This window comes from Actinokineospora inagensis DSM 44258 (assembly GCF_000482865.1).
Taxonomy (GTDB): Bacteria; Actinomycetota; Actinomycetes; order Mycobacteriales; family Pseudonocardiaceae; genus Actinokineospora; species Actinokineospora inagensis.
Window position 1 is genome coordinate 15,599 of record NZ_AXWW01000061.1, and the last position, 16,724, is coordinate 32,322.

Below are 16,724 nucleotides of genomic sequence, written 5' to 3' on the forward strand. Positions count from 1 at the left end.
TCACACCGGGGCCACCTGGTGCGCACGCGCGGTTTCCGTAGCATCGCAGGGTATGACGGCCCCCGACGAGCTGGTCCTGGCAGGCGAGTTCCCCGCCGCCGACCATTTCCGCTGGCAGGAGCTGGTCGAGCGGGTGCTGCGCCGCGCGGACGCGGTCCCGCAAGACCACCTCGGACCGGTCGAGGACCTGCTCTCGACCGGCACTTACGACGGTCTGACGCTGAAGCCGCTCTATACCTCCGCTGAAGCGCCGACGACGTTCCCTGGGCTGCCGCCGTTCACCCGGGGGTCCCGACCGGACGGTCACGTCGCCGCGGGCTGGGACGTCCGGCAGCGGCACGCCGATCCCGCGACCACCGGCCAGGTGCTGCTGTCCGACCTGGAGCACGGCGTCACGTCGCTGTGGCTGGTGGCGGGCGCCGAGGGCATCCCGATCGGCGACCTCGGCACGGTCCTGCACGACGTCTACCTCGACCTCGCCCCGGTGACCCTGGAAGCCGGGGCCGATTTCCGCGCCGCCGCCGACGAGTTCCTGCGGCTGCACGCCGAGAAGGGCATTCCGGACGGCGAGGTCCGCGGCAACCTGGGCGCCGATCCCCTTGGCTGGCAGGCGCGGACGGGTCTGCCGGTCGACCTGGCCGCCGCCACCGAGCTGGTTAACACCCGTTATCCCAGGTTGCGGACGTTCGTGGTGGACGGCCTGCCCTACCACCGGGCGGGCGGGTCGGACGCCGAGGAACTGGGTGCCGCGCTGGCCGCCGCCGTCGCCTACCTGCGCGCGCTGACCGACGCCGGGTTCGACGTCGACACCGCGGTGGGGCAACTGGAGTTCCGGTTCGCCGCGACCGCCGACCAGTTCGGCACGATCGCCAAGTTCCGCGCGGCGCGCAGGCTGTGGTCGCGGGTGACCGAGGTGGTGGGAGCGCGACCGGTCGGCCAGGTCCAGCACGCGGTGACCTCGCCCGCGATGATCACCGCGCGCGATCCCTGGGTGAACATGCTGCGCACGACGCTGGCGTGTTTCGCCGCCGGGGTCGGCGGGGCGGACGCGGTGACCGTGCTGCCGTTCGACTCCGCGATCGGCCTGCCGGACGCGTTCGCCCGCCGGATCGCCCGCAACACCCAGGCGGTGCTGCTGGAGGAGTCCAAACTGGCGGGCGTGATCGACCCGGCGGGCGGGTCCTGGTACGTCGAGACGCGGACCGAGGAGTTGGCGCGGGCGGCGTGGTCGTGGTTCCAGGACATCGAGCGCGCGGGCGGGACTGCGGCGGCGCTGGCGTCCGGTCTGGTGGCCGACCGGCTCGCCGCCACCTGGGAACGGCGCGGCGCGAACCTGGCCACCCGGACCGACCCGATCACCGGCGTCAGCGAGTTCCCCAACCTGGCCGAGCGCGCGCCGGTCCGCCCGGCGCCGCCCGAGCGCGCGGGCGGCGGCCTCCCGGCGCACCGCTACGCCGAGGCGTATGAGGACCTGCGCGACCGGTCCGACCGGGTGCTCGCCGACACCGGCGCCCGGCCCCGGGTCTTCCTCGCCACGCTCGGCCCGGTCGCCGCGCACACCGCGCGGGCGTCGTTCGCGGCGAACCTGTTCCAGGCGGGCGGGATCGAGACGCCCACCGGCGGCGTGCTCACCGACGCCGAGACCGCCGTCGCCCGGTTCGCCGAGAGCGGCGCGGCCGTGGTCTGCCTGTGCGGCTCGGAGAAGTCCTACGCCGAGCTGGCCGAACCGGTCGCGCGGGCGCTGAGGGCCGCGGGCGCGACGCGGGTGCTGTTGGCGGGACCAGCCCGCGAACTGTCCGAAGTGGACGGATTCGTGTTCACCGGCTGCGACGCGCTCGCCGTCCTGCGCGACACCCTGCGGACCCTGGGAGTCCCGGCATGAGCATCCCCGACTTCAGCACCGTCGACCTCGGCTCTCCCGGTCCGGTCTCCGCCGCGGACTGGCGGGCCGCGCTGCGGGCCGAGACCGGGAAGGACGCCGACGCCCTCACCTGGGAGACGCCCGAGGGCATCGGGATCAAGCCGGTCTACTCGGCCGAGGACACCGCCGGGCTCGACTTCCTCGGCACCTACCCGGGGATCGCGCCCTACCTGCGCGGGCCGTACCCGACGATGTACGTGAACCAGCCGTGGACGATCCGCCAGTACGCCGGGTTCTCCACCGCCGAGGAGTCCAACGCCTTCTACCGCCGCAACCTCGCCGCGGGCCAGAAGGGGCTCTCGGTCGCGTTCGACCTGGCCACCCACCGCGGCTACGACTCCGACCACCCGCGCGTGGCCGGTGACGTCGGCATGGCGGGCGTGGCGATCGACTCCATCTACGACATGCGGCAACTGTTCGACGGCATCCCGCTGGACAAGATGAGCGTGTCGATGACGATGAACGGCGCGGTGCTGCCGGTGCTCGCGCTCTACGTGGTGGCCGCCGAGGAGCAGGGGGTGGCGCCGGGACAGTTGGCGGGGACCATCCAGAACGACATCCTCAAGGAGTTCATGGTCCGCAACACCTACATCTACCCGCCGGGCCCGTCGATGCGGATCATCTCCGACATCTTCGCGTTCACCTCGCGGCACATGCCCAAGTACAACTCGATCTCGATCTCCGGCTACCACATGCAGGAGGCCGGGGCGACCGCCGACCTGGAACTGGCGTACACGCTGGCCGACGGGGTCGAGTACCTGCGGGCGGGCCGCGACGCCGGGCTGGACGTGGACCGGTTCGCGCCGCGGCTGTCGTTCTTCTGGGCGATCGGGATGAACTTCTTCATGGAGGTCGCCAAGCTGCGCGCGGCCCGGCTGCTCTGGGCCAAGCTGGTGAAGGGCTTCGACCCGGCCGACCAGAAGTCGCTGAGCCTGCGCACGCACTGCCAGACCTCCGGCTGGTCGCTGACCGCGCAGGACGTCTACAACAACGTGATCCGCACCTGCGTCGAGGCGATGGCCGCCACCCAGGGCCACACCCAGTCGCTGCACACCAACGCGCTGGACGAGGCGCTGGCGCTGCCGACCGACTTCTCCGCGCGGATCGCCCGCAACACGCAACTGCTGCTGCAGCAGGAATCCGGCACCACCAGGGTGATCGACCCGTGGGGCGGCAGCGCCTTCGTCGAACGGCTCACCCACGAGCTGGCGCACAAAGCCTGGGGGCACATCGCCGAGGTCGAGGCCGCGGGCGGGATGGCCAAGGCGATCGACGCGGGCATCCCGAAGCTGCGCATCGAAGAGGCGGCCGCGCGCACCCAGGCCAGGATCGACTCCGGTCGGCAGCCGGTGATCGGGGTCAACAAGTACCGGCTGACCGACGACGAGCAGATCGACGTGCTCAAGGTCGACAACGCCGGTGTCCGGGCGCAGCAGTTGGCCAAGCTGGCGCGGCTGCGCGCCGAACGCGACAGCGAGGTGGTGAACGCCAAGCTCGACGCGCTGACCCGGGCCGCGGGCGCCGACGGGAACCTGCTGGAGCTGGCCATCGACGCGGCGCGGGCGAAGGCGACGGTCGGCGAGATCTCCGAGGCGCTGGGCAAGGTCTGGGGTCGGCACTCGGCGCAGATCCGTACCATCTCCGGGGTGTACCGGGACGAGGTCGGTCAGGTGTCCAATGTGGAGCAAGCGCGGGCCGTGGTGGCCGCGTTCGCCGACGCCGACGGGCGGCGGCCGCGGATCCTGGTCGCCAAGATGGGCCAGGACGGGCACGACCGCGGCCAGAAGGTGATCGCCACCGCGTTCGCCGACCTCGGCTTCGACGTCGACGTCGGCCCGCTGTTCTCCACCCCGGGCGAGGTCGCCCGGCAGGCCGTCGAGGCCGACGTGCACATCGTCGGGGTCAACTCGCTGGCCGCCGGTCACCTGACCCTGGTGCCCGCGCTGCGCGCGGAACTGGCCGAGCTGGGCCGGGACGACATCATGATCGTCGTCGGTGGCGTCATCCCGCCGCAGGACTTCGCCGAGCTGCGCGCCGCCGGGGCCGCCGCGATCTTCCCGCCCGGCACCGTGATCGCCGACGCCGCCACCGAGCTGCTGCGCACCCTGGCCGACCAGCACGGACACCGGCTTGGCTAAAGCGGTCGACATCGACGCCTACGCCGAGGGCGTGCTCGCCGCCGACCGCGGCCTGCTCTCGCGCGCGATCACCCTCGTCGAGTCGCGCCGCCCGGACCACCGGGAGCTCGCCCAGCGCCTGCTGGTCGAGCTGCTGCCGCACGCGGGCGGCGCGCACCGGGTCGGCGTCACCGGGGTGCCGGGGGTGGGCAAGTCGACCTTCATCGACGCCCTCGGCACCACCCTGACCGCGGCAGGCCACCGGGTCGCGGTCCTCGCGGTCGACCCGTCGTCCACCCGCACCGGCGGCAGCATCCTCGGCGACAAGACCCGGATGTCCCGCCTGGCCGTCGACCCGGCGGCCTTCATCCGGCCGTCGCCGACGTCCGGCACCCTCGGCGGGGTCGCCAGGGCCACCCGGGAGACCATCGTGCTGATGGAGGCCGCGGGCTACGACACGGTGCTGGTCGAGACGGTCGGCGTCGGCCAGTCCGAGACGACCGTCGCCAACATGGTCGACTGCTTCCTGTTCCTCACCTTGGCCCGAACGGGTGACCAACTGCAGGGGATCAAGAAGGGCGTCCTGGAGCTGGCGGACGTCATCGCGGTCAACAAGGCCGACGGCGACCACGCGATCGAGGCGGGCAAGGCCGCCCGTGAACTCGCAGGCGCGCTGCGGCTGCTGCGCAACCCGGACGCGACCTGGCAGCCGCCGGTGCTGACCTGTAGCGGGCAGCAGGGCACCGGCCTCGACGAGCTGTGGGACCAGGTCAACCGGCACCACGACGCGCTGTCGGCCACCGGTGAGCTGGCCGAGAAGCGCAGGCAGCAGCAGGTGGACTGGACCTGGGCGATGGTCAGGGACACCCTGCTGTCCCGGCTGCACGACCACCCGGCGGTCCGCGCGCTGACCCCCGACCTGGAGCGCGAGGTCCGCGCGGGCACCCTCACCGCCACCCTGGCCGCTGAGCGCATCCTGGCGGCCTTCGCCGACCCCGACCCGACCGGGTGAGGCGGGTACCACCACCGGTCGACCGGAGCGCACCCCGTTCGGCCTTCGCGGACAGTGACCGGGCCGACTAACCTGGTGACCGATCCGCTCCCCGACCTGGAGGGCCGCCACGTGTCCGTCCGTCCGTCTCGGTTGCTGCCCGCGTTGTTCCTGGGCGTCCTGCTGGCGCTGGGCGCCGGGATCGCCACGGCTCCCGGCGCGCTCGCCCAGCCGGTCGCGGCCACCGGCGTGAGTGCGGGGGTGGGTGCGGTGGCGCTGCAGCCGACCGCGCCGTCGGTCGACATCACCCCCGCGCCGACGCAGAACGACAAGGACAAGGCGAAGAACAAGCTCGTCGTGGGCGTGGTCGCGGTCGTGCTGCTCGCGATCGTGATCTACGGGAACCGGGTGCGGGCCAAGCGGCGGAAGAAGGGCTGACCGCTGGACCACCGGTCATCTTGATCAACTAACCAGTGCGGACGAAACCCCGCCGACCGTTGGTCGCAGCCGCGCTACCGCGGACCGTACGGCGCCCGAATCGGCGCTGAGTGACCCCCGCCATAGGGCAGGATCGTGGCAAATGGAAACCGCAACCACGATCGAGTCCATCGCCGGAGGGGTCGCGTGACTGTGTTGGATTCGCGGCCTGACCTGCCGTTCGACAGCGGCCGGGGCACCCGGGCGGCGAAAACGGGACTGGAGTCGACGGAGTCCGCCGTGCTGATCACCCCCAGCGGGGTCACTATGCCCCCTGTGGAGGATCTCGGCGCGGGACGCGGCCCCGACTGGCTGGACCACTGGCTGGCGGCCAACGCCGCGGACGTGCTGGCCTGGTTCCGGCACATCCACGCCCACCCCGAGCTGTCCCGGCAGGAGTTCGCCACCACCGAACTGGTGGCCGGTCTGCTCAAGTCGTTCGGCCTGCAGCCGGAACTGCTCCCCGGCGGCACCGGCCTCATCTGCGACGTCGGCACCGGCGACCGCTGCGTGGCGCTCCGCGCGGACATGGACGCCCTCCCGATGACCGAGACCACCGACCTGCCGTACGCCTCGAACACCGCCGACGCCGCGCACGCCTGCGGCCACGACGCGCACACCACGATCCTGCTGGCCACCGGCATCGCCTTGGCGTCCGCGCCGTCGCTGCCCGGCCGGGTCCGGCTGGTCTTCCAGCCCGCCGAGGAAGTCATGCCCGGCGGCGCCCTGGAGGTCATCGAGGCGGGCGGCCTGGACGGCGTCGAACGCATCTTCGGCCTGCACTGCGACCCGCGCACCGAGGTCGGCAAGGTCGGCACCCGCGTCGGCGCCATCACCTCGGCCACCGACCTGCTGGAACTGCGCCTCACCTCCCCCGGCGGCCACACCTCCCGCCCGCACCTGACCGCGGACCTGGTGCACGCCCTGGGCACCCTGATCACCGGCCTCCCCGCCCTGCTCTCCCGCCGGGTGGACCCCCGATCGGGCACCGTCCTGGTGTGGGGAGCCGTGCACGCGGGCGAGGCCCCCAACGCCGTCCCCCAAGACGGCCTGCTCCGCGGCACCCTCCGCACCGGCGACCACGACGTCTGGGCCGACCTGGAACCCCTCGTCGAGGGCCTGGTCCAGTCCCTGCTCGCCCCCACCGGCGTCGGCTACGAACTCCACCACCGCCGCGGCGTCCCCCCCGTCATCAACGAGCGGGAAAGCACCCAGTTCCTGCGCACCGCCATCGAGTCGGCCCTGGGCGAAGACGCCCTGGTCGGCACCAAACAATCCGCAGGCGGCGAAGACTTCGGCTGGTACCTCGAACACGTCCCCGGCTCCTTCATGCGCCTAGGCGTCTGGCCCGGCGAAGGCCCCATGCGCGACCTGCACCAGCCAACGTTCCAACTGGACGAACGCGCCCTGCTGGCGGGCATCCGGGTCATGACCCACACCGCACTGGCCGCACTGGCCTGACGGCAAGACTCCCGGGGGTCCGCGTGCAGAACGCGGACCCCCGGTTTTTCACACCCGCGCTGAGCAGCCCCCAAATCCAGCCTAGCCACCAAACACACCCGCGCGACGGCTGGAAGTTCCGGCTGTGGACAACCCAGACCACTGTGGACCACCCACCGCCTCCCGCCGCCGATCCCCCTTCCGCTTATTTCGGCCGGGCCACCTACCCGCGAGATGCGCGGGGTGTGCTGCACTCGCCTGCAGCGCTGGCGGCGGTCGCTGTCGACGCCGGGCCTCGTTCGATCCCCAGAAACCCTTCCGCGCGCCCAATCCCCTCTTGACAAGCCACCCCCACCACCCTACGGGCGGCCCCCACCCTCCCGGGGGCAGCCCTCGATGCCAGTTTACCGAGGTGGGGCCAGAAAAACGGGTGGGCGCCCGGTCTGTGGACGGCGGTGAGCATTGTGGACAACTCAACCTGGAGTCGATGTCCGCGGTGGCGTTCGGTGCTGGTGTTCTTGGGCTAGGTGGGTGGTACTGGGGGCTGCGGGTACCGGGACTCGGTCCACAGTGGTCTGGGTTGTGCACAGGCTGAACTTCCAGCCGTCGCGCGGGTGTGTTTGGTGGCTAGGCTGGATTTGGGGGCTGCTCAGCGGGGTTCGGGGCAAGCCTGGCCCGCCCCGACCCACACGACCCGCTACCAGGTGTGTGCCACGTCAACAACGATCCGCGTCCCGCCGCCGTCGCGGGGGAGGGTGAAGATGCGGAAGGGGAGGCGGGCGCGCAGGCCGATGCCGATGTCGGAGCTGCCTTCGAAGCTGCCCGCGAACACGACCTGGCGGAAGGTGCGGTACCCGGTGACGTCGACGAGTTCACGCCAGTTGGCCGGGTGGTAGGTCAACTGGCCGTCGTCGGTGTAGGCGGGGCCGAACGCGGAGACCAGGAGCTTGGCCGCGCCCCGGGTCGGGATGACCTCTCCGCTGCCGATGCTCTGGATCTCGTCCACATAGGACGCCGCGTAGCCGTGGTCGTTCTGGCCAACCAGGTCGATGACCAGGCGGTCGTAGCAGTCGTGTTGGCCGCCGCGGATGTCGGTGAGGGGGCCTTGGCCGTTGAGGCCCGCCTGCTTGGGCAGTGAACCCCACGGGGTGTCGCAGGTGGTGGCGGTGGCGGCGGCCGGGACCGCCACCAGGGTGGACAGTGCCAGCAGGACGGCGGCGATGACGCGTTTCATTTCGGTGGCTCCTCTCACCACTGGTGTGCGACGTCCACCACTAGGCGGTCGCCGAGGTTGATGACGCGGAAGGGCAGGCGTGCGCGGACGCCGATGGCGAACTGGCGGAAGGTGGTCATGCCGCCGACGTGGCGGACCTGCCGGAAGGTGCGGTACCCGGTGACGTTGACGGCCTCGGCCGGGTTGGGGGTGGTGTAGGTCGGCACCCCCGCGTTCTCGACGTACACCGGGACCTCGACCCACAGGTAGGCGCCGCCGCGGGTGGGTAGGGCCCGGTTGTTGGCGGGATCGATGACTGTGGGGACGTAGTAGGCGGCGTAGCCCAGGACCCCGGCGCCGCCCGCGTCGAACACCAGTCGGTCGTAGCAGTCATGCCTGCCCGCGCGGACCCCGGTGAGGTAGCCGCCGATCATCGAGTAGTCGGTCTTGTCCAGGGATCCCCAGGTGATCCCGCAGTACGGGGCGGCGTTGGCGGTCGGGGCCGTCACCAGGACGGCCGCGAGCGCCGCGGTCAGCGTGATGAGGGCGGTCCGCCATGATCTTCGATGAGCCATGTCCGTTCTCCTCGCACCAGCCGGACTGGTCCGGCGAGCGGTATGGCCGGTTTGGCCATGTTCGAGGAGACGTGCGACACACCTCCGAGTTGTGTCTAGCTGGCGGTGGCGGGCCCGATTCCACTGCACGGCCTAGTGCGCAGGTCCTCCGCGTAGTCGGCGGGTGCTCCGGCCGCCTCGGCGGCGTCGGCGACGACCCCCAGGTAGCGGGCCGACGGGAGGCCGCCCTCGTACGCGTCGAGCACGTAGAGCCAGGCGAGCACGGAGCCCTCCAGGGTCTGCACCCGGAGTCTGATCTTGGAGTGCAGGCCGAGCTCGGAGCCCTCCCACCGGTCCAGGTTGGGCTCGTCGTCGGTGACGTCGTAGAGCACGACGAACACCTGCGACTCGGCCTCCTCGACGATGGTGGCCAGCGCGCCTTCCCACCCGAGGTCTTCACCCCCGAAGGTCAGCCGCCAGCCGACGAGCCACCCCGTCCCGGCCATCGGCGAATGCGGGGCTCGCTGCATCATTTGGCCTGGATCCATGTTCGACCCGTAAGCGGCATAGAGCGGCACGCCGGACAGCCTAGCCACACCGTGCGGTGTCAGCAGGCAGCCGCGCGGTGGGATCACCTTTTCGCGGCCACCCCAGACCCGGTCGGGATACCCGGGCTACCGTTGGACCCGGACGCGCGCGGGTGAAGTGGAGGACCAGGTGACCCGGATCGTGATCATCGGTGGCGGGCCCGCCGGGTACGAGGCGGCGCTGGTCGCGGCCCAGCACGGGGCCGATGTGACGGTGGTCGAGCGGGATGGTCTCGGCGGCGCCTGCGTGCTCTACGACTGCGTCCCGTCGAAGACGTTCATCGCGTCGGCCGGGGCGCGCAGCGCGTTCCGCGACGCCGACGAGCTGGGCATCGGCACCGACGACGTCGACTCGACGGTGCACCTGCCCGTGGTGCGCGGCCGGGTGCGCGGGCTGGCGCTGGCCCAGTCGTCCGACATCCGCAACCGGGTGCAGCGCGAGGGGGTCAAGGTCGTCACCGGCATCGCCCGGTTCTGCGACGACCGGACCGGCATGGCGGCGCACCGGATCGCGGTCGACGCCGACGGCACCACCGAGGTGCTCTCCGCCGAGGTCGTGCTGGTCGCGACCGGGGCGACGCCGCGGGTGATCCCGGGCGCGGAGCCGGACGGGGTGCGGGTGCTGGACTGGCGGCAGATCTACGACCTGCCCGAGCTGCCGGAGCACCTGGTGGTGGTCGGGTCCGGGGTGACCGGCGCGGAGTTCGCGTCGGCGTTCATCGAGATGGGCGTCAAGGTCACCGTGATCTCCAGCCGGGACCGGGTGCTGCCGCACGAGGACGCGGACGCGGCGGCGGTGCTGGAGGAGGTGTTCGCCGAGCGCGGCACGACCCTGGTCAAGCACGCCCGCGCGGACAAGATCGATCGGGACGACACCGGCGTCACGGTGTACCTGCGCGGCGGTGAGACGGTGCGGGCCAGTCATGCGCTGATGACGGTCGGGTCGGTGCCCAACACGCACGGGATCGGCCTGGAGAAGGTCGGGATCGAGCTGGGGCCGGGTGGTTTCATCCCGGTGGACCGGGTTTCCCGCACGAACGTGGCCGGTGTGTACGCGGCGGGCGACTGCACCGGGGTGCTGATGCTGGCCTCGGTGGCCGCGATGCAGGGTCGGATCGCGATGTGGCACGCGCTGGGCGAGGGCGTGGCGCCGATCAAGCTGAAGACGGTGGCGGCGAACGTGTTCACCCACCCGGAGATCGCCACGGTCGGCATCAGCCAGCACGCGATCGACGCCGGTGAGGTGCCCGCGCGCACCGTCACGTTGCCGCTGGCCACGAACGCCAGGGCCAAGATGGAGGGCCTGCGCCGCGGGTTCGTGAAGCTGTTCTGCAGGCCCGCGACCGGGGTGGTCATCGGCGGGGTGATCGTGGCGCCGAGCGCGAGCGAGCTGATCCTGCCCATCGCGCTGGCCGTGCAGAACCAGTTGACGGTGGAGGACCTGGCGCTGACCTTCTCGGTCTACCCGTCGCTGTCGGGATCCATCACCGAGGCCGGGCGCCAGTTGATGCGGCACGACGACCTGGACTGACTGACGGACTTGGACTAACCGCCTGGCCGGGGGCCGCTTCGACGGAAATTCGCCCAGTTCGCGGGTTTGAGCTGCTGCATTCACACCATCGTGCATAGTCTGACCGGCAGGGCTCACTTCTCCGTTACGGATTTTCCACGAGAACGGGTGAAACTCTGCGGCCGCTCTTTCGATAGACCTACCGAGCCGGTACCCCTGGGGAACCGAACCGTTACGTACGGAGGCTGACATGCCACGTCGGACCGAGTGCCCGGAATGCCTGGGCTCTGGACTCGCCCCCAACCGCAAGGACTTCTGCCCACGCTGCGGCGGCATCGGGCAGGTCCCGCGCCTGGTGTGGACGGCGGGTTCGCGCGCACCGCACCACCGGGACAGAACCGCGTCCTGATCGGCGAGTCCGGTCCGCTCGGGTCATCCGTGGAGGCGCGGGTGACCCGAGCGGCGCGTCCCGGGGCGGGTCCCCCGTACGCATTACGGTCGGGTCATGCGGGATAACGCGGTCCGTACACCCGACGACCCCTGGGGCGAGTTCCCCAGTCGAGAGGCAGGAATCGCGAGCATGTCGTCGCAACCGGACCGGTACGGCACCAACCCCGCGCTACCGCAGTACCCCCAGCAGCAGCCGTACCCGCAGCAGGTGGGTTACCAGCAGACCGGGCCGCAGCCGGTGCCCTACCCGCATCCCCAGGCGCCGCAGGGGTTCCCCGTGCCTGGTCAGCCGGTCATGGTCGCCCAGTACGGGCCCGCGCCGCAGAACGGCGCCGGTACCGGCGGTTTCGTCACGGGTCTGCTCGGTCTGATCTTCGTGTGGGTGCCGATCGCCGGGATCGTGCTGTCCATCCTCGGCGTGGCGCTGTCCGGGGTGGGCATCGCCAAGGCCAAGCGCGGCGAGGCCAACAACAAGGGTCTGGCCATCGCGGGCCTCACCTGCGGCACGATCGCGTTGGCGCTGTGGGTGATCCTGCTCGTCGCCGCCGCGTCGGTGCTCTGATCAAGTCCACTTCGGACCGGATCATGCCGTGTCGTCGTCGACCCAGTCCAGGGTGCGGGTGACCGCCTTCTTCCACTGGCGGTACACCCGTTCCCTGGTGTCGGCGGGCATCCCGGGAGTCCATTCCTTGTCCTTGGCCCAGTTCGCGCGCACGTCGTCGAGGCCACCCCAGTAGCCGACCGCGAGGCCCGCGGCGTAGGCGGCGCCGAGGGCGGTGGTCTCGGCGACGACCGGGCGGATCACCGGGACGTCCAGGATGTCCGCCTGGAACTGCATCAGCAGCTCGTTGCCCACCATCCCACCGTCCACTTTGAGCGCGGTGAGCGGGACGCCGGAGTCGGCGTTCATCGCCTCGATGACCTCGCGGGTCTGGAAGGCGGTGGCCTCCAGCACGGCGCGGGCCAGGTGGCCCTTGGTGACGAACCGGGTCAGCCCGACGATCGCGCCGCGGGCGTCGGACCGCCAGTGCGGGGCGAACAGGCCGGAGAAGGCGGGGACGAAGTAGCAGCCGCCGTTGTCCTCGACAGCGCGGGCGTGCTCCTCGATCTCGGCGGCGGACGAGATCAGGCCGAGGTTGTCCCGGATCCACTGCACCAGCGACCCGGTGACCGCGATGGACCCCTCCAGCGCGAACACCGGGTCTTGGTCACCGATCCGGTAGCACACGGTGGTGAGCAGGCCGTTCTCGCTCATCACGGGTTCGGTGCCGGTGTTCAGCAACACGAAGTTGCCGGTGCCGTAAGTGTTCTTGGCCTCCCCGGGGGACAGGCAGGCCTGGCCGAACGTGGCCGCCTGCTGGTCGCCGAGGACGCCCGCGATCGGGACCCCGGCGAGCGCGCCGCGTTCACGGACCCGGCCCAGCTCCGCCGAGGACGACCCGATCCGGGGCAGCATGGACAGCGGGATGCCCATCTCCGCCGCGACGTCCGCGTCCCAGTCCAGTGTGGACAGATCCATCAGCAGGGTGCGCGAGGCGTTGGTCGGGTCGGTGGCGTGCACACCGCCGTCGACCCCGCCGGTCATGTTCCACAGCAGCCAGGTGTCCACGGTGCCGAACAGCAGGTCACCGGCCTCGGCCTTCGCGCGTGCGCCGTCGACGTTGTCCAGTATCCAGCGGACCTTCGGGCCGGAGAAGTAGGTGGCCAGCGGCAGGCCGGTCTTGGCCCGGTACCGCTCCTGCCCGCCGCCGAGGTCGCCGAGCTCGGTGGCGATCCGGTCGGTTCTGGTGTCCTGCCAGACGATCGCGTTGTACACCGGTTCACCGGTCCGGCGATCCCACACGACCGCCGTCTCGCGCTGGTTGGTGATCCCGACCGCGACGATGTCGGAGGTGTGCAGATCGGCCTTGGCCAACGCGCCCGCCACCACCGACCGGGTGTTGTCCCAGATCTCCTTCGGGTCGTGCTCCACCCAGCCCGCGCGCGGCAGGATCTGCTCGTGCTCCCGCTGGTCCACGGCGACCACCTCGCCCGCGTGGCTGAACACCATGCAGCGGGTGGAGGTCGTGCCCTGGTCAACGGCGGCGACATACTCGGAAGTCATCGAGGGGATCTCCTTCTAGGCGGGCAGGACGCGGGTGAGCAGACCGGCGGCGAGCGCGCCGAGCAGCGGACCGGCGATGGGCACCCAGGAGTAGCCCCAGTCGGCGCTGCCCTTGCCGCGGATGGGCAGCACCGCGTAGGCCAGCCGGGGGCCGAGGTCGCGGGCCGGGTTGATCGCGTAGCCGGTCGGGCCGCCGAGCGAGGCGCCGACGCTGATCACCACGAACGCCACCGCCGCGTAGCCGAGCGCGGCGTTGCCGAACTGCGGGACGCCGCTGCCGTCGACCTCGGCACCCGGGCTGACCAGGACCCAGAAGACCAGCACGAACGTGCCGATGACCTCGGTGACCAGGTTCCACGGCAGGTTCCGGTGCACCGGGCCGGTGGCGAAGATCCCCAGCGTGTTCTCCGGTTCGTCGTGGTCGTCGAACTGGAGTTTGTAGGTCAGCCAGCACAGCACGGCGCCGAGGAAGGCGCCGGTGAACTGGCCGAGCAGGTACGCGGGCACGTCGGCCCAGGGCAGTTCGCCCGCGGTGAGCAGGCCGATGGTGACGGCCGGGTTGAGGTGGGCCTTGCTGGGCGCGGCGATGCTGGCGCCGACGAAGACCGCGAACCCCCAGCCGATGTTGACCAGCAGCCAGCCGCCGCCCTGGCCGAGCGAGCCGCGCAGCGTCGTGTTGGCCACCACGCCGGTGCCGAGCAGGATCAGGGTCGCGGTGCCGAGCAGTTCCCAGAGCACGATCGACCAGAAGCCCATGGTGCCTCCCTCGCGGTGCCGGTGGCGAGGGGTAGGCGCCCGGGGCCTGGGGGACGGGGATTCGGCGGCGGTGCCCACCCTGAGTGATCCTGGACGTTACCGCCGGTTCGCTCGACTGTCCACGGGTCGCCTGCCCGAGTCGCCGCGGCCGGGTAGCGTGGGTGAGGACCTTCGGCGCACCGCAGGGAGGCGAGCCATGACCAGCCGCAGACCCGGCCGGACCCCATCGACCCCATCGATCGCACAGTCCACATCGGACGCTTCTGGCGGTGTGCTCGGACCGGCCGACCGGGACCGGACCTGGGCGCGGCTGGCCGCCGAGCCGTTCGACGTGGTGGTCGTCGGCGGCGGCGTGGTCGGCGCCGGGGTCGCCCTGGACGCGGCCACCCGGGGCCTGCGGGTCGCCCTGGTCGAGGCGCGCGACCTGGCGTCCGGCACGTCCAGCCGGTCCAGCAAGCTGTTCCACGGCGGCCTGCGCTACCTGGAGCAACTGGAGTTCGGGCTGGTCCGGGAGGCGCTGCGGGAACGGGAGCTGATGCTCACCCGGCTCGCGCCGCACCTGGTCAAGCCGGTGAGCTTCCTCTACCCGCTGCGGCACCGGTTCTGGGAACGGCCCTACACCGCGTCCGGTCTGCTGCTCTACGACACGATGGGCGGCGCGCGCTCGGTCCCCGGCCAGAAGCACCTGACCCGCGCCGGCGCCCTGCGGATGGTCCCGGCCCTGCGCCGGTCGGCGCTCATCGGCGGGATCCGCTACTACGACGCGCAGTCCGACGACGCCCGGCACACCATGACCGTCGCCCGCACCGCCGCGCACTACGGCGCCGTGGTCCGCACGTCGACCCAGGTCGTCCGGTTCCACCGCGAGGCGGACCGGGTCAGCGGCGTGCGGGTGCGCGACGCCGAGACCGGCGCGGAGGTGGACGTCCGGGCCGATGTGGTGATCAACTGCACCGGGGTGTGGACCGACGAGCTGCAGCGGCTGTCCGGCAGCCGCGGCCGGTTCCGGGTCCGCGCCAGCAAAGGCGTGCACATCGTCGTCCCGCGCGACCGGATCGTGGCGGAGAGCGGCCTGATCCTGCGCACCGAGAAGTCGGTCCTGTTCGTCATCCCGTGGCGCAACCACTGGATCATCGGCACCACCGACACGGACTGGCACCTGGACCTCGCCCACCCGTCGGCGACCGAAAAGGACATCGACTACATCCTCGACCACGTCAACTCGGTGCTGGCGACGCCGTTGACGCACGCCGACATCGAAGGCGTGTACGCGGGTCTGCGACCGCTGCTGGCCGGCGAGAGCGAGGAATCCTCGAAGCTGTCCCGGGAACACGCCGTCGCCCGGGTCGCCCCCGGCCTGGTCGCGATCGCGGGCGGCAAGTACACGACCTACCGGGTGATGGCGGCGGACGCGGTCGACGCCGCCGGGGTCGACCTGCCCGGACGACTACAACCGTCCATTACGGACCAAGTCCCCCTCCTGGGCGCGGACGGCTACCACGCCTTGGTGAACCAGGCCGACCTGCTGGGCGCCCGCTGGGGTCTGCACCCCTACCGCGTCCGCCACCTCCTCGACCGCTACGGCTCCCTGGTGCACGAGGTCCTCGCCCACGCCACCCGCCCGGACCTGCTCAAACCCCTCGACGCCGCCCCGGACTACCTCCAGGTCGAGATCGTGTACGCCGCCGCCGCCGAAGGCGCCCTGCACCTGGAAGACGCGCTGACCCGCCGCACCCGCATCTCCATCGAATACCCCCACCGCGGCACCGCCTGCGCCGACCAGGTCGCGGCGTTGATGGCCGAAGTCCTCTCCTGGGACGCCGACCGGATCACCCACGAGATCACCACCTACCAGTCCCGCGTCAACGCCGAACGCTCCTCCCAGACCAAACCGGACGACACAGCCGCCGACACCACCCGCGCAGACGCCCCAGAAGCCCGACCACACCTGATCGAGCCGCTGCTGCCCGGCTAGCCGAGGTCGCGTTCCTTCCCCTTGTCCATGATCGGGTCGGTGGTCCGCTCACTGGTGCCGAGGAACGCGAAGAACGGGGCCGGCACGGCGATGTTGTGGTCGTGCGCCTCGATGTCCAGCGCGTCGTGCAGTGGCGGGCTCGACGTACCGCAGGTTCCGCGCGTTGTCGTGGTCCAGCAGGCCCGTCGGGTTCTGCCGGGCGAGCAGCCGCAGCACGGGGAAGAACAGGGACGGGGATGTACCCGCTGGGAGCCGTTCCCCCAGCAGCGCCGGGCGGTTCTGCTGCGCGCCACCGGTTCGACAGCCCTTTCACTCGATCGAGCGACGGTCAGCCGACGCGGCGGTTGAGCAGGGTGTGCAGGGTGTGCAGGGACCAGCGGAATTGGTCTTCGGTGTTGCAAGTGGCCGCGGTGGCGAGGGTTTGGCTGGTCAGGGGTACTGGTCGAGGTCCCCTTCGTGCACGATCCCGGCACGTTCACGGCACTGTCCACAGTGCTCGGTACTGCCATCGGCGAAACCCCCAACTACGCCCTCACCGCCACCTGGCCGCCGCCACCCTCATCGCCACTGGCGTCTTCGCGCCACTGGGGATGCCCACCCTCGTCAACTTCGTCGGCTACATCCTCTGG

The 16,724-nt window shown here is 71.4% G+C and carries 14 protein-coding genes; 9 read left to right on the forward strand and 5 right to left on the reverse strand.

Annotation, left to right across the window (positions count from 1 at the left end; translation table 11 throughout):
• Positions 1 to 52 precede the first annotated feature (52 nt).
• From H504_RS0121790 to H504_RS0121810, 5 genes are all read left to right on the forward strand, one after another.
• The gene (locus tag H504_RS0121790; protein WP_026424506.1) at positions 53 to 1,882 is read left to right on the forward strand and encodes a methylmalonyl-CoA mutase family protein; all 1,830 of its coding nucleotides are present in this window, start codon (positions 53 to 55) and stop codon (positions 1,880 to 1,882) included.
• The gene (gene scpA / locus H504_RS0121795; protein WP_026424507.1) at positions 1,879 to 4,059 is read left to right on the forward strand and encodes a methylmalonyl-CoA mutase; all 2,181 of its coding nucleotides are present in this window, start codon (positions 1,879 to 1,881) and stop codon (positions 4,057 to 4,059) included. The genes H504_RS0121790 and scpA overlap by 4 nt, the downstream gene beginning before the upstream one ends.
• Positions 4,052 to 5,050: a methylmalonyl Co-A mutase-associated GTPase MeaB gene (gene meaB / locus H504_RS0121800; protein WP_026424508.1), complete on the forward strand. Its 999-nt coding sequence runs from the start codon at positions 4,052 to 4,054 to the stop codon at positions 5,048 to 5,050. Before scpA ends, meaB begins: the two co-directional genes overlap by 8 nt.
• A gap of 75 nt (positions 5,051 to 5,125) precedes the next feature.
• Positions 5,126 to 5,467 carry a hypothetical protein gene (locus H504_RS0121805; RefSeq protein WP_157440555.1) on the forward strand — a complete coding sequence of 114 codons (342 nt, stop codon included), beginning with the start codon at positions 5,126 to 5,128 and terminating at the stop codon, positions 5,465 to 5,467.
• A gap of 186 nt (positions 5,468 to 5,653) precedes the next feature.
• A complete protein-coding gene (locus H504_RS0121810; RefSeq protein ID WP_026424510.1) occupies positions 5,654 to 6,967 on the forward strand; it encodes a M20 family metallopeptidase in 1,314 nt (437 codons plus the stop codon).
• 676 nt (positions 6,968 to 7,643) lie between these two features.
• Here H504_RS0121810 and H504_RS0121815 read toward each other — a convergent pair.
• The 3 genes from H504_RS0121815 to H504_RS0121825 form a co-directional block, all read right to left on the reverse strand.
• Positions 7,644 to 8,180 (reverse strand): AMIN-like domain-containing (lipo)protein, encoded by a 537-nt coding sequence (locus H504_RS0121815; RefSeq protein WP_026424511.1) that lies wholly within the window; start codon positions 8,178 to 8,180, stop codon positions 7,644 to 7,646.
• Between the two features lie 14 nt (positions 8,181 to 8,194).
• Positions 8,195 to 8,734, reverse strand: a complete 540-nt coding sequence (locus H504_RS0121820; protein WP_026424512.1) for an AMIN-like domain-containing (lipo)protein — start codon at positions 8,732 to 8,734, stop codon at positions 8,195 to 8,197.
• Positions 8,735 to 8,829: 95 nt separating this feature from the next.
• Positions 8,830 to 9,291, reverse strand: a complete 462-nt coding sequence (locus tag H504_RS0121825) for a gamma-glutamylcyclotransferase (protein ID WP_084468006.1) — start codon at positions 9,289 to 9,291, stop codon at positions 8,830 to 8,832.
• A 139-nt stretch (positions 9,292 to 9,430) separates the two neighbouring features.
• Between H504_RS0121825 and H504_RS0121830 the strand changes: the two genes are divergently transcribed.
• From H504_RS0121830 to H504_RS0121835, 3 genes are all read left to right on the forward strand, one after another.
• Positions 9,431 to 10,831 (forward strand): NAD(P)H-quinone dehydrogenase, encoded by a 1,401-nt coding sequence (locus tag H504_RS0121830; protein ID WP_026424514.1) that lies wholly within the window; start codon positions 9,431 to 9,433, stop codon positions 10,829 to 10,831.
• Positions 10,832 to 11,060: 229 nt separating this feature from the next.
• Positions 11,061 to 11,219, forward strand: a complete 159-nt coding sequence (locus H504_RS41490; RefSeq protein WP_157440556.1) for a hypothetical protein — start codon at positions 11,061 to 11,063, stop codon at positions 11,217 to 11,219.
• Between the two features lie 96 nt (positions 11,220 to 11,315).
• Entirely contained in the window at positions 11,316 to 11,822 is a 507-nt protein-coding gene (locus tag H504_RS0121835; RefSeq protein WP_157440557.1) for a DUF4190 domain-containing protein, read from the forward strand.
• Positions 11,823 to 11,843: 21 nt separating this feature from the next.
• Here H504_RS0121835 and glpK read toward each other — a convergent pair whose 3' ends face one another.
• Positions 11,844 to 13,364, reverse strand: a complete 1,521-nt coding sequence (gene glpK, locus H504_RS0121840; protein WP_026424516.1) for a glycerol kinase GlpK — start codon at positions 13,362 to 13,364, stop codon at positions 11,844 to 11,846.
• Between the two features lie 15 nt (positions 13,365 to 13,379).
• Positions 13,380 to 14,120, reverse strand: coding sequence for an MIP/aquaporin family protein (locus H504_RS0121845; protein ID WP_026424517.1), 741 nt, complete (start codon positions 14,118 to 14,120; stop codon positions 13,380 to 13,382).
• Positions 14,121 to 14,316: 196 nt separating this feature from the next.
• On the opposite strand from H504_RS0121845, the gene H504_RS0121850 reads away from it, so the two are divergent.
• Positions 14,317 to 16,095 carry a glycerol-3-phosphate dehydrogenase/oxidase gene (locus tag H504_RS0121850; RefSeq protein WP_084468002.1) on the forward strand — a complete coding sequence of 593 codons (1,779 nt, stop codon included), beginning with the start codon at positions 14,317 to 14,319 and terminating at the stop codon, positions 16,093 to 16,095.
• The last annotated feature ends 629 nt before the right edge of the window (positions 16,096 to 16,724 follow it).

Coding starts and splice junctions, on each gene's coding strand:
- H504_RS0121790 (WP_026424506.1), top strand. CDS start 53: ATGACGGCCCCCGACGAGCTGGTCCTGGCAGGCGAGTTCCCCGCCGCC.
- scpA (WP_026424507.1), top strand. CDS start 1,879: ATGAGCATCCCCGACTTCAGCACCGTCGACCTCGGCTCTCCCGGTCCG.
- H504_RS0121815 (WP_026424511.1), bottom strand. CDS start 8,180: ATGAAACGCGTCATCGCCGCCGTCCTGCTGGCACTGTCCACCCTGGTG.
- H504_RS0121820 (WP_026424512.1), bottom strand. CDS start 8,734: ATGGCTCATCGAAGATCATGGCGGACCGCCCTCATCACGCTGACCGCG.
- H504_RS41490 (WP_157440556.1), top strand. CDS start 11,061: ATGCCACGTCGGACCGAGTGCCCGGAATGCCTGGGCTCTGGACTCGCC.
- H504_RS0121835 (WP_157440557.1), top strand. CDS start 11,316: ATGCGGGATAACGCGGTCCGTACACCCGACGACCCCTGGGGCGAGTTC.
- glpK (WP_026424516.1), bottom strand. CDS start 13,364: ATGACTTCCGAGTATGTCGCCGCCGTTGACCAGGGCACGACCTCCACC.
- H504_RS0121845 (WP_026424517.1), bottom strand. CDS start 14,120: ATGGGCTTCTGGTCGATCGTGCTCTGGGAACTGCTCGGCACCGCGACC.
- H504_RS0121850 (WP_084468002.1), top strand. CDS start 14,317: ATGACCAGCCGCAGACCCGGCCGGACCCCATCGACCCCATCGATCGCA.